The sequence below is a fragment of the Pedobacter psychrophilus genome (assembly GCF_001652725.1).
In the GTDB taxonomy this organism is placed as follows: domain Bacteria; phylum Bacteroidota; class Bacteroidia; order Sphingobacteriales; family Sphingobacteriaceae; genus Pseudopedobacter; species Pseudopedobacter psychrophilus.
Window position 1 is genome coordinate 136286 of record NZ_LWHJ01000028.1, and the last position, 13577, is coordinate 149862.

The 13577-nt window shown below is 34.0% G+C and carries 11 protein-coding genes; 3 read left to right on the forward strand and 8 right to left on the reverse strand.

Features of this window, described 5'->3' with window-relative positions:
- Positions 1 to 12: 12 nt before the first annotated feature.
- Positions 13 to 2604, reverse strand: a complete 2592-nt coding sequence (locus A5893_RS11230) for an ABC transporter permease (protein ID WP_068822663.1) — start codon at positions 2602 to 2604, stop codon at positions 13 to 15.
- Between the two features lie 16 nt (positions 2605 to 2620).
- Positions 2621 to 3331 (reverse strand): ABC transporter ATP-binding protein, encoded by a 711-nt coding sequence (locus tag A5893_RS11235; RefSeq protein WP_068822664.1) that lies wholly within the window; start codon positions 3329 to 3331, stop codon positions 2621 to 2623.
- A gap of 107 nt (positions 3332 to 3438) precedes the next feature.
- Here A5893_RS11235 and A5893_RS11240 point away from each other — a divergent pair, with 107 nt between their 5' ends.
- Positions 3439 to 4119, forward strand: a complete 681-nt coding sequence (locus tag A5893_RS11240) for an arylesterase (RefSeq protein ID WP_068822665.1) — start codon at positions 3439 to 3441, stop codon at positions 4117 to 4119.
- A gap of 182 nt (positions 4120 to 4301) precedes the next feature.
- On the opposite strand, the gene dnaA is transcribed toward A5893_RS11240, so the two are convergent.
- The 5 genes from dnaA to A5893_RS11265 all read right to left on the reverse strand — a co-directional run bounded on the left by dnaA (position 4302) and on the right by A5893_RS11265 (position 9775).
- Entirely contained in the window at positions 4302 to 5729 is a 1428-nt protein-coding gene (gene dnaA, locus A5893_RS11245; protein ID WP_068822666.1) for a chromosomal replication initiator protein DnaA, read from the reverse strand.
- Between the two features lie 98 nt (positions 5730 to 5827).
- Positions 5828 to 6775 carry a bifunctional metallophosphatase/5'-nucleotidase gene (locus A5893_RS11250; RefSeq protein WP_068822667.1) on the reverse strand — a complete coding sequence of 316 codons (948 nt, stop codon included), beginning with the start codon at positions 6773 to 6775 and terminating at the stop codon, positions 5828 to 5830.
- A complete protein-coding gene (locus A5893_RS11255) occupies positions 6753 to 7493 on the reverse strand; it encodes a 5'-nucleotidase C-terminal domain-containing protein (RefSeq protein WP_082911420.1) in 741 nt (246 codons plus the stop codon). Before A5893_RS11255 ends, A5893_RS11250 begins: the two co-directional genes overlap by 23 nt.
- Positions 7494 to 7688: 195 nt before the next feature.
- A complete protein-coding gene (locus A5893_RS11260; RefSeq protein ID WP_068822668.1) occupies positions 7689 to 9236 on the reverse strand; it encodes an acyl-CoA mutase large subunit family protein in 1548 nt (515 codons plus the stop codon).
- 11 nt (positions 9237 to 9247) lie between these two features.
- Entirely contained in the window at positions 9248 to 9775 is a 528-nt protein-coding gene (locus tag A5893_RS11265) for a DUF7935 family protein (RefSeq protein WP_068822669.1), read from the reverse strand.
- Between the two features lie 91 nt (positions 9776 to 9866).
- Between A5893_RS11265 and A5893_RS11270 the strand changes: the two genes are divergently transcribed.
- On the forward strand, positions 9867 to 10217 hold the full coding sequence (locus A5893_RS11270; protein WP_068822670.1) for a HesB/IscA family protein: 351 nt from the start codon (positions 9867 to 9869) through the stop codon (positions 10215 to 10217).
- A gap of 79 nt (positions 10218 to 10296) precedes the next feature.
- On the opposite strand, the gene A5893_RS11275 is transcribed toward A5893_RS11270, so the two are convergent.
- Positions 10297 to 10983 carry a zinc metallopeptidase gene (locus A5893_RS11275; RefSeq protein WP_068822671.1) on the reverse strand — a complete coding sequence of 229 codons (687 nt, stop codon included), beginning with the start codon at positions 10981 to 10983 and terminating at the stop codon, positions 10297 to 10299.
- Between the two features lie 388 nt (positions 10984 to 11371).
- Between A5893_RS11275 and A5893_RS11280 the strand changes: the two genes are divergently transcribed.
- A complete protein-coding gene (locus A5893_RS11280; protein WP_068822672.1) occupies positions 11372 to 13477 on the forward strand; it encodes a TonB-dependent receptor in 2106 nt (701 codons plus the stop codon).
- The last annotated feature ends 100 nt before the right edge of the window (positions 13478 to 13577 follow it).

A 13577-nucleotide genomic window follows, 5' to 3' on the forward strand; every position in this document is an offset into this window, starting at 1 on the left:
TGTTAATGATGATTATTGGTTTCTCAAAACCTCTAAAGGCGGGTTGTTCAATATTTTTCTACTACTTAAAACTCCAGTAATTACTACTAATGTGGTTATAGAAATAAAGAGGGTTAAGATTGGCAAAAGAGTTGGGGCAAAGGAGCTTTCAAAGCTAAATGCCGCTAAAGCCCAACTTCCAAACAAAGCCAAAACCAGTCCAGTTCCTGTTGCAATTAATCCTAAAAACAAATATTCTATTGCAGTAATTGTTAATATTTGCTTTTTACTTGCGCCTAACGTTCTCAAAAGAATACTTTCTTGCAGCCTTTGGTTTTTACTGATTAAAACCGAAGACAATAAAACAATCCATCCGGTTGCCATACTAAAAGTTGCCATAAACTTTATTACGAAACCGATTTTTGAAAGAAGCTCATCTAAAACTTCTAAAATTAGCGCTAAATCTATCATTGATATATTAGGAAACTTTTTAACAACAGCTGTTTGATACGTTGCAGACGCATTTTTGTTAGGAACATGAGTCATCAATACATGAAATTGTGGCGCATTCTCTAAAACCCCGGTTGGGAAAACTATTCTAAAATTGGTTTGCATCCTATTCCAATTAACCTCTCTTAAACTACCTACTATTGTGGGTATCATTACACCTTGAACGTTAAAAAGAATTTTATCGCCCACAACAACTTTTATTCTTTTTGCATAACCTTGTTCTATAGAAACATATATCAAGTCGTTGGGGTTTTTAACATTCCCAACCCATTTACCTGCTGTAATTTTTTCTGCCTGAGTTAAAGTATCTTGAAATGTAACCCTTAATTCTCCTCTAAAAGCCCTTTTTGAAGGCTCTTCGTTTTTTTCCTCTTTATTTTTTTGTGACGATAAACTATCGGCTTTAGCCAAATCATTAGCGCTTTTACCATTTATTTCTTCAATCCTTACGGTGATGATTGGCACCTGGTTCATTACTGGCAAATTGTACTTTTTGGTAAGTTGTGCCACACTATCTTTTTGGTCATTCTGGATATCGAATAAAATCATATTTGGTTGATTTTCTCCTGCGGCCAGTGTAACACTTTTAATTAAAATACCTTGCACAAAAAATAGCGTACAAATAAATGCAGTTGATAAACCGATGGAGACAGTTAGCATTAAAGTTTGATTATTCGGCCTATATAAATTAGCAAAACCTTGTCTCCATAGATATCCTAAAGATTCTGGAATTGATTTTTTTACCAACCACATCAATAGTTTTGAAATTGAAAAGAGCAATATGAACGCAACTAATATACTTGCCGTAAAAGAAATTGCTTGCACTAATGTGCTCATTTGCAAATAGGTAAAACCAAATACAAATAATAAAATCAATAAATAAACTAGCCATTTTAGAAAATCTATATTGCTTCTCTCCGTTTCAAAAGAAGACCTTAAAGCATTTAATGGAGATATTCTGCGAACGCTTAGTAAAGATGGCAAAGCAAATAAAATAGAGATGATAACACCCAGGCTAATTCCTTGCGCAATTGCCGTCCAAGATATTTGCATAGTGATTTGAACGGGCAAAAAGTCTTTTAAAACGCTAGGGAGTATAAATTGTATGGCTGTTCCTAAAACTGTTCCCAACACAGCACCTAATAATCCTAAAAAGAAAATTTGTATCAAGAAAATAAGAAATGCTTCCTTTGCTTTTACGCCAAGGCAGCGTAATGTTGCTATAGTTCCCAGCTTTTCCTTAATATAAACATGGATTGCGCTACCTACGCCAATGCAACCTAATAAAAGCGCAATAAATCCTGCTAAAGCCAAAAACCGACTTAAATCTTTAAAAGAACGCCCGGTATTTTCTTTGGTTGATAATATTGTTTCTATATCAAATCCTGCTTTTTCTGCCTTTGCTTCAATGTTTTTGACAGCTTTCTCTGCAGCTTTCGCTTGATTAAATTTGAAGTAATATTTGTATTGTATCCTACTCCCAATCTGAGTGAGACCGGTTTTTTCTAAATATTGCATTGGGATATATACCACGGGAGCTATGGAAGAAGTGATTCCCGTTTGACCCGGTGCTTTCTCCAATGCTCCGGCAATTTCAAAATTAAGCGCTCCAACTTTGATAGAATCTCCAACATTTGCACCGTATTGCAGCATCAATGTTTTATCAACTATTGCCTTTTTACCTTTTTGAAAGTTTCTTCCTGCTGCTATTGGATTGGTTTCAATTTCTCCGTAGAAAGGAAAGGCGCCTTGTAAAGCCTTAATTTGAACAAGTCTGCTGTTTTGGTTTTTAATAAAGTAAACCATAGAGGCAAAACTTCTTTCGGTACTTTGCTGGTCACCTAATGTATCCAATAAAACCGCGAAATCCTTTTCAGCTGGTTTTCTACTGTCTAAGATTAAATCCGCTCCAGCTAATTCTTTAGCTTGGTTATCAATATCTTTTTCTAAGTTATCCCTAAAAGAATAAACGGCGACTAAAGCAGCAATTCCTAAAACGATAGAGGAAATAAACAATAGCAATCGAGATTTATTCTTACGACTATCTCGCCACGCCATTTTGAAAATCCAACCAAAGTTGATTCCTTTTTTCTCTAAAAATTGATTGTTCAACATTTAATATTTTTTGAGGTTAAACAATAGTTTTTAAAGCTTTTTCAGTTGGCTCATCGCTAATGATGTTTCCGTTTCTAATTTTAATAATCCTATTTGTTTTTGATGCTAATTCTAGATCATGAGTTACAATTACCAATGTAGTACCTGCTTGCGTATTTAAATCAAAAAGAAGTTGCTCAATTTTAACGCTTGTTTCTCCATCTAAATTACCTGTAGGTTCATCGGCAAATAATATGGCGGGTTTAGTAGAAAATGCTCTAGCTAAAGAAACTCTTTGCTGCTCACCGCCAGAAAGTTGAACAGGATAATGGTGAGAACGGTCTGCCAAACCCACTTTATCTAATAAATCCAATGCAACGCTTTTGATGTTTTTTTCCCTTCTTAATTCTAACGGAACCATAACGTTTTCTAAAGCCGTTAAAGTTGGCATCAACTGAAAGTTTTGAAAAATAAACCCAATATTTTGATTTCTTACCGCTGCTAGCTCATCTTCAGATAAATTGGTTAAATCAATATTGTTTAAAATCACTTTCCCCGATGTAGATTTGTCTAAACCGGCACATAAACCCAGGAGTGTTGTTTTTCCACTTCCGGATGGTCCAGTAATTGCAATTGATGAACCTTTATCAATAGAAAAATTTATATCTTGAAGCACATTTAAAGATTTCCCCGCACTTTTATAGGTTTTGTATACGTTTATTACATCTAATATGATGGTGTCTTGCATTTTGGCAAATTTTAATAAAAAGAATAGCTTAAACTTAAAGATTAATTATCTGTTACTTTTATTTGTTTAACATTTAAAGTTCATTTTTTGATTTACACAACTACATTATGTTACGAATTACTTTTGCCCTTTCATTAATAATCATTGTTATAACCTCTTGCGGGGATAATGCCAATAAAGCTAAAGACACTGAAAACCCCACAACAGAAACCACAATAGTTGCTAATACACCTAATAAAAACATACTTTTTTTTGGCACCAGTTTAACGGCTGGTTTAGGTTTAAATCAATCCGAAGCTTATCCTGCCTTAATTCAACACAAAATAGATTCTTTAAATTTAAATTATAAAGTTATAAATGGAGGTTTAAGCGGGGAAACTTCTGCTGGCGGAAAAAGCAGAATAGATTGGCTTTTAAAGCAGCCTATATCTGTTTTTGTTTTAGAACTTGGCGCAAATGATGGATTAAGAGGCATCCCTGTAAAAGAAACAAGGGCAAATTTACAAGCCATCATCAATAGGGTAAAAGAAAAATATCCTGATGTGATTATGGTAATGGAAGGGATGCAAATGCCGCCAAATATGGGTGAAAAATACACTCAAGACTTTAAAGAAACTTTTAGTTTATTAGCTAAAGAAAATGATATGATTTACGTTCCTTTTTTATTAGAAGGTGTGGGTGGAGTAGCTAAATTAAATCAAGATGATGGCATTCATCCTACCAAAGAAGGTCAAAAAATTCTAGCTGAAAATGTTTGGAAAATGCTAAAACCTGCGCTCCTTGATTAGATTTATCGTGGTTTAAAATCCAGTTATTTTATTGAGATTTATTTTTGCGATTAGAAAATTATAGCTTCTGTAACTAAGCGAAACCCCAAACAATTGTTGAGCATTAGAAAGTTCGATTCATAAAAAAAGAGGTTTTTTCAAACCTCTTTTTTATTATAAATTCCTTAAATGAGATTTTTTGATTAGCTCATTTTTAATTTCTTCTGTATATCGTGAACGTAAGCTTTAAACTTTTTATCGGTATCTATTAAATCCTCAACAGTTTGACAAGCATAAATCACAGTAGAGTGATCTCTTCCGCCAAAAAATGCGCCTATACTTTTTAAAGATGTTTTAGTGTGGCTTTTAGAAAGATACATAGAAATTTGACGAGCTTGTACAATCTCTCTTTTTCTTGTCTTAGATTTTACCATCTCAATAGGAACTTCAAAATACTCACACACCAATTTTTGGATGTATTCCATCGAAATTTCTTTGCTGGTATTTTTGATAAAATTCTTTAACATTTGTTTAGCTAACGCTAAATCAATCTCTTTCTTGTTTAAAGTGGATTGTGCTAATAATGAAACCATTGCACCTTCTAATTCTCTAACGTTATTATCAATGTTGTTAGCAACATATTCAATCACATCATTTGGCAGCTCAATTCCGTCTTGATACATCTTCTTTTTTAAGATGGCCATTCGGGTTTCCATATCTGGGACAGAAAGATCTGCTGATAATCCCCATTTAAACCTCGATAATAAACGCTCTTCTAATCCAGCCAAATCTTTTGGTGGTTTATCAGATGTTAAGATCAATTGTTTGCCGCTTTGATGCAAATGGTTAAATATGTGGAAGAAAATATCCTGTGTTTTATCCTTACCGGCAAAATTATGCACATCATCCATAATGATGATATCCATTGCCTGGTAAAAATTCACAAAATCGTTTATTGTATTGTTTTTCAATGAATCTACAAACTGCTGGCAAAATTTCTCGCAAGAAACATAAATAACCAACTTATCCGGCATCGTTTTCTTAACCTCGTTACCTATCGCTTGTGCCAAATGTGTTTTACCCAAACCAACACCGCCATAAATCATTAAAGGATTAAAAGAAGTTCCACCTGGTTTTGCGCCTACTGCATATCCAGCAGATCTTGCCAAACGGTTACAATCTCCTTCAATAAAATTCTCGAAAGTATAATTTGGATTTAATTGCGGATCTACTTGTAATTTCTTTAATCCTGGTATTACAAAAGGATTTTTTATGTCTTTATTTAATGCAATTGGCATTGGGATAGATTGATTTTTCCCTTCTGCTCCGTTGCCAGATGATGGTAAATTAGTGGTGAAAGGTTTTTGAGATGATGATTTTTCTACAACAATATTGTATTCTAATCTTCCTTTATCCCCAAGGTGTTTCTTAACGGTTTTTCTTAAAAGCCCAACATAATGTTCTTCTAGCCACTCGTAAAAAAATAAGCTAGGTACCTGAATGGTCAATACGCTTTCTTCTAATCTTAAAGGAATAATCGGCTCGAACCAAGTTTTAAAACTTTGGGTCGGGATGTTATCCTTAATAATTTGAAGACAGTTCTCCCATACATTGGTACAAGTTTTTTCCATGTTAATTTTCTAATATGTTGATTTAAAATGCGATGGAAACCTGACGGGGATGTCTATTTCCGAGCATCGAAGATTGAAAAAAAAATTGATTAAAAAAACTATATTTTAAAATTATTATCAATTACCTCAATAGCAGAAGTATAAGATACTTTTTTACTTTTTAAGTGATTAAAATCATAATCTATTCGCCCTAAATTTAATCCTGCAAAACCTACTTGGTTTACCAAAGTTTCATTTCCATTTTTATTCTTAATGCTATCTGGCACATTTAAAAAAGTATGGGTATGACCACCAATAATCAAATCTGTATAATACGTGTTTTGGGCTAATACAATGTCTGAAACCTTGTTTTCTTTATATTTATATCCTAAATGAGAAAGGCAAATCACCAAATCACATTTTTGGTCAAGTTTTAAAAAGCGCTCCATTTCAACAGCCTTTGCAATAGGTTCTAAATATTTTGTGTTGCCATATTGTTGCGGATTTACCAATCCTGTAAGCTCAATTCCTAAACCATAAACACCAATTTTCAATCCTCCTTTTTTAAAAATTTGATAGCCTTTTGTCTTGCCTTCCATTGCGGTATCGGTAAAATTATAGTTGGCATTTAAAATTGGGAAATTTGCAAATTTTAGCTGTTTCGCAAATCCCTCCACACCATTGTCAAAATCATGATTTCCCATAATAGATGCATCATAATTCATCATGCTCATCATCTTAATTTCTAACTCGCCTCCCCAATAATTAAAATAGGGCGTTCCCTGAAAAATATCACCCGCATCTAAAAGCAAAACATTCTTTTCTTCGCTTCTTATTTTATTAATTAATGCCGCTCTTGCAGCAACTCCGCCCTTGCCTGCATTTCGGCTTCCGTCCATCGGGAAAGCGTCAATTCTGCTATGCACATCGTTGGTGTGTAAAATGGTGAGTTTGGTGGTTTCTTCTGCGGCAAATAAATTGTTAGATTTTAAACCTAATGCCAATAATGCTGCGCCGCCAACAGATGTTTTTAAAAACCTGCGTCTATTTAATTTTGATTCTTCCATCTAATACAGGATTAAGTTTTTTACCTTCTTTATTCATTTTAGCCAAATAGTCTAATATGGCATCTCTCAATTTATAATCTAAATCTTTTCTTTCAATATTTTTACTAAAAATCACTCCGCCGTCGCCGCCATTTGCCATATAATCTGAAGTAAGCACCACATAATCCTTAGTCACATCAAATGGTTTTCCATTAATGGTAATATCTACCGCCTTTTTATTAGCTATGGTAAAGCGAGCTCCGGAAATTGGGTCTCCACCACTTTCGGCAATATAATCGAAGAATTTTTGCATATCTTCTCCCTTAAACTTTACTCTGGTAAAAGCGTTTTCAAAAGGCATCAATTCAAAAATTTTATATCGATAAATGTTCCCTTCAGGCAAAGAAATCCTCAATCCTCCTGAATTTGTATAGGCCACATCAAACTCAATTCCTTTCTCTTTTGCGCTATCATACATGGCATCTGCAAAAAAATTATTTAATGTGCCTTCGGGAGATCCTTTTTTTATTTCTTTTGATGAAACCGCCAATACATCATTCATTATTGAATCAAGCTTTAATTTATAAGGCTGATAAAAAGACAATATTGCCGAGTCTTCAGGCATTTCTGCACTAATAGGATAAAGTTGTTTTTCGGTTTTAGCTAACTGTAATTTTGGACCGCATGCGCCTAAAAAAGCTAATGTTACTATTCCTATTTTAAATCTTAATTTTTGCATTTATTTTATTTTCGATTTTTTGTGCGTTCGGGCGGGCTATCCACTGTAGTTTTTTTGCTCTCTGCTAAGCCCTCAAGGCAAAAAAAGCTGCCGTTTCTATCCCTAACGCAAATAATAACTGTTATTAAAATTTTTTATCTTCTCTGTTTTTCTATCGGTAAACTTTGTTTGTTAGTTTCCGCTCCGTCTGATTGCTTAATACTCCCCAAAAACATCTCTCAACACATCTGCAATTTCACCCAAAGTTGCATATTCTTCTACTGCGGATAAAATAAAAGGCATTAAGTTTTCAGTACCTTTTGCTGCATTTTTTAATGCATCTAGCTTTAACGAAACTTCTTTGTTGTTTCTTTCAGCTTTAAGCTGATTTATTTTTTGGGTTTGTTCAATTCTAATGCTATCATCAATTCTAAAAACTTCTGGATTTACCTTTTCAGCCGATGTATATTTATTTACACCAACAATAATTTGCTCTCCAGATTCTATCGCCATTTGATATTCATAAGCGGCAGCGGCAATTTCATTTTGGATATATCCTTGCTCAATCGCATTTACAGAACCACCTAAAGCATCAATTTTATCGATGTAAATATTAGCAGCAATCTCCATCTCATCAGTTAAAGATTCAACAAAAAAAGAACCTGCTAATGGATCAACAGTTTGTGTAACCCCACTTTCATAAGCAATTAACTGTTGAGTGCGTAATGCAATAGACGCTGCTTCTTCGGTTGGTAATGAAAGCGCCTCGTCGTAACCATTGGTGTGTAAAGATTGCGTTCCACCTAAAACCGCAGCCATTGCCTGGTTGGTAACCCTTACAATATTATTTATAGGTTGCTGTGCTGTTAATGTTGATCCGCCAGTTTGTGTATGAAATCTTAATTGCTGTGCCCTTTCATCCGTTGCACCCAATTCTTTTGTGATTTTTGCCCACATCCGCCTTGCTGCCCTAAATTTTGCTATCTCCTCAAAAAAATTATTGTGGCAATTAAAAAAGAAAGATAATCGCTTTGCGAAAATATTAATGTCTAAACCTTTTTCTAGCGCTGCTTTTAAATAAGCTTTTCCGTTGGCCAAAGTAAAAGCCAGCTCTTGAACGGCTGTAGAACCGGCTTCCCTAATATGATAGCCAGAAATAGAAATGGTATTCCATTTTGGGACTTCCTTAGCACAAAACTCAAAAATATCTGTAATTAAACGCATAGAAGCTTTTGGAGGATAAATGTAAGTTCCTCTAGCAGCGTATTCTTTTAAAATATCATTCTGGATAGTTCCAGAAATTTTTGATAAATCTGCACCTTGCTTTTTCGCTAATGCAATGTACATAGCCAACAAAGTAGATGCGGTTGCATTGATCGTCATAGAAGTAGTAATTTTCTCTAACTCTATTCCATCAAAAAGTTGCTCCATATCCTTTAAAGAATCTATGGCAACACCAACTTTACCCACTTCACCATCCGACATTTCATGGTCGCTATCATAACCAATTTGAGTTGGTAAATCAAATGCGACGGAAAGCCCCATTGTGCCTTGCTTTAATAAATAATGGTAGCGTTTATTAGATTCTGTTGCGGTAGAAAAACCCGCATATTGGCGCATGGTCCATAATCTGCCACGGTACATGTCTTTTTGAATGCCTCTGGTAAACGGAAATTCGGCGGGTAATTCTTGCATTGGATTGCAAGTTTTGTAAACTTCTTTTATTTCAATTCCAGAAGAGGTTTCAATTTTTTTAACAGACATGAATTTTTATTTTAGATTTCTTGGATATCGTTTTTCATTACCAACAAAGCCAAGTCGTAAGGGTTTTCTTCTAGTTCTTCCATTTTAATAAAAACCAACTTACTCAGTTCAACAGCAGAAGTTTCTGCAGGTAAAATATTTGCCGAATGGTTAATTAGTCCAATCGTATCATCCTTAACTCTTTTAATAATATTCCATGCATTTTGGCTGATATATAATTGTTGTGAAATATTGTGTTGATACTCTGCTTTAACTTCATTTATAACTAAACCTTGCATTTCCTTGGCGGTCATCCCGGATTGATGTAAACGAACCATTAAATTTGTCGGGTTTATGCGTTCTACAAATAAAATCATCCTTTCATAAGCTTGTAATTTTAAAGGCAAAATATCTTTTACCACCATTTTTTTATACTCTAGTTCCTTTAAATCGTAATAAGTATCAAAATGATTTTTAAGAAGAAAATAAGCAGCAAAAAACACGAATAATCCAGAAAGGGTATATTTTAAAACATCGACAAAAAAAGCGCTAATATCCATTGATTTTTAATGTAAGTTAAGGGTAATAAATTTTGGTAAAAAACAAAAATCTACATTTTACCGTATATTTGTATAATTAATTTATTGATTTATGAGCACAGCAGTAGAAACAGCAGCACCAGTAAGCTTAACCGAAGGTGCAAAAAAAGAAGTGAAAAAATTAATGTCACAACAAGAGTTGGGATCAGATTTTGGTTTACGTTTAGGTGTTGAAGGGGGTGGTTGTTCTGGAATGAATTATATTTTAGGATTTGACCAAGAAAAAGAAGGTGATAGCGAATACGATATTGACGGAATCCGTGTTTTTATGCATAAAGCGCATGGTTTATATTTGGCTGGGATGCAGGTTGATTTTCAAGATGGTTTAAATGCCCGTGGTTTTGTTTTTAACAATCCAAATGCCGCAAGTACTTGCGGTTGTGGTACCAGTTTTTCAGTATAAAATTTAGTTTAACTCAAATAATAAAAAATGCCCAATCTGAAATTCAGGTTGGGCATTTTTATTTAAAAGCTTTTTAATCTTAATTTCTTCTTCCCAATAACATAGAAGCATAATAAACCAATGTTGCTAATGATGATAATGCAGCAACTACGTAAGTCATGGCTGCCCACCATAAAGCATCTTTTGCTTGATCATTTTCTATACTAGTTTGCATAATTCCTTTTTCTGTTTGCAACCAAGCTAATGCCCTTCTGCTTGCATCAAATTCTACAGGTAAAGTAATAAAACTAAAAATGGTAACAATTGCTAAAGCACCCACACCAACGGCTAATACAATTGGATTCCCACTAAAAATCATCAAAAAGAAACCTATCATTAATGTCCATTGAATAATTTTACTAGAAACATTTACAACCGGAACCATTGAAGACCTAAATTGCAACCATGAATATGCTTTTGCATGCTGTACAGCATGTCCGCATTCATGTGCAGAAACGGCTGCAGCAGCAATACTTCTTCCGTGATAAACATCAGGAGATAAATTTACCGTTCTGTTATCAGGGTTGTAATGATCGGATAATTGTCCGCCTACAGAAATGATTTCAACATCGTAAATACCATTATCTGATAACATTTTTTTTGCGATTTCTGCTCCGCTTAAGCCAGAAGATAAAGCTATTTCAGAATATTTTTTGAATTTATTTTTAAACCGCCATTGAACTAAAAATCCAATTAATGCTATGGCTACAAATAAGATTAATCCCATTTTTTATATATTTTTTATAATGATAATCAAAAAGTATTCCTTTCAAAAATTTACGACAGAAATTTTACTTAGATAACTTAGTAATGATTAAAAGATGATCATAAATTGCTGTAATTCTATCGATTATAAAAATAAAACGGTTTTAAACTTAAACTTGATTTCTTTTAAAAAGTCGTTAAATCGCTTTTTACCTGACAATTTTGCAGTTTAAAATTTAAAAATCCAATAATGATTAAATATTATCCTGCATAAAATTTATGCTCAAAGCATTAAACTTAAACTCTATCCTAAAAATTTAACCTTTCATCATGCAATTCATTCCACCCATCTTAAAAACCTTAATTAATCCCCCTTAAACCCACACTTTTATATCGTTAAACAATACGATATGAAACAGTTTTTAATCTTTTTAATCTTTCTTTTAAGCATCGGCGAAAGCCAAGCCCAAACTTTAATTATGGGGACGGTTAAAGACGCTAAAGCAAAGCCGGTTATTGGAGCAAGTATTTCTATTAAAGATTCTTACGACGGAACAAGCACTGATAGCTTAGGGAATTTTAGTTTTAAATCGAGCGAAAGCGGAGAAATTTTAGTTTTGTTTTCTGCAATTGGATTTGGGATAGATAGTGTTAAAATAGTTTTAACAGGAGCCGCCCTAAACTTAAATTTAGTATTAAAAGAAAAACTTAACGCATTAAATGCCGTAACCATAACCGCGGGTTCTTTTGAAGCCAGCGACTCTAAAAAAGGAGTGGTTTTGAGTTCTTTAGATGTTGCAACAACTGCGGGCGCAGTTGCTGATGTTTATGCCGCTTTACAAACTTTACCAGGCACTCAGCCGGCATCTGGCGAAAGTGGTTTATTTGTACGTGGTGGTGCAGCAACAGAAACCAACACCTATTTTGATGGTCTTCTTGTAAAAAACCCTTTCAATACTCAATTACCAGATATTGCTTCTCGTGGACGTTTTAGTCCTTTTATGTTTAAAGGAACTACCTTTTCTGCTGGGGGATATTCTGCTGTTTATGGTCAGGCTTTATCCTCAGCACTTATTTTAGAAAGCAAAGATTTACCAGAAAAAACAACCACAGATATTTCTTTGATGACGGTTGGTGGAGGTTTAGACCAAACTATTAGATTTAAAAACTCGGCTTTAAGTTTTGGAGGAAGCTATATCAATTTAAAACCTGCTTACTCTGTTTTTAAACAAGCTACAGATTGGAATCACGAACCAACATCTGCTGGCGGAACCATAACCTATAAATTAAAAGTTGCTAAAACAGGGATGTTAAAATCATATACAGAATATTCAAAATCTGATGTGAGCTTAAACACTGCTGATTTGAATACTCAATCTAAAAGTTTTTTCAGTAACGGTAATAAAAACCTTTACACCAACCTCAGCTATCAAGATTATATTGGTAACGATTGGAAAATTAACACTGGTTTTTCTGCAAGCAATAACAGCGATAACGGCGAACAAGCTATCAATAATTATGGAAGAACAGATCGTTTAATTCAAGCAAAAGCTACGGTTACAAAATACATCGGGCAATTATCAACCATCAAATTTGGAAGCGATTTTTTAAGCAGCCACAGAGATGAATCTTGGAATGGTTTAAGCCGAGCTTATAATGATAGATTGACCTCCGCTTATGTAGAAAGTGATATTTTTCTTTCTAACGATTTAGTGGCGAGGGTAGGTTTAAGAGCAGAACATTCTTCTTTTTTGAATCAAAACAATGTTGCACCACGTGTTTCTTTAGCTTACAAAACAGGAAAAGGCAGTCAGGTTTCTTTTGCTTATGGCGAGTTTTTTCAAAATCCCGATGATCAATATCTAGTTCAAACCAATCAACTAGATTTTCAAAAAGCAACACATTATATGGCCAATTTCCAAAAAATGAAAGACGGACAAACTTTCAGAATTGAGGCTTACTACAAAAAATATAATGATTTGGTAAAATCAGCTCCTAACTTAAATAACAAAGGTTACGGCTATGCAAAAGGAATCGATTTGTTTTGGAGAGATAAAAAAACTTTTAATGGGGTAGACTATTGGATTTCATATTCTTACCTGGACACCAAAAGAGATTTCAGTAATTATCCAAGCGCAGTTACTCCAGAATTTGGTGCAAAACACAGTTTAAACATTGTTTACAAACAATTCTTCAGCAAGTTGAAATCTTATGTTGGCGCAACTTATAGCATTGCTTCTGGTCGTCCGTTTTACAATCCAAATGCAACTGCGTTTATGAGCGATAAAACAAAGCCTTATCAAAACTTGAGCATCAACGTAAGTTATTTAACCAGCGTTTTTGGAAAATACACTGTGATTTACGCTTCCGTAAGCAACTTGCCCGGCTTTAAAAATGTTTACGGCTATCATTATTCTAATGATGGGCAGTTTAGAGAAAGTGTACAGCCGCCAGCATTAAGAAATATCTTTTTAGGCATGTTCATCACTATCGGAGATAATACTTATAAGAATTGAGAATAGTCAAAAACAAACATATAAAATCATAACAAACACAAAGCCTAACAAACTAACAATCAAACCACCAAACAAAATAATAAACAACTCAACTAACAAT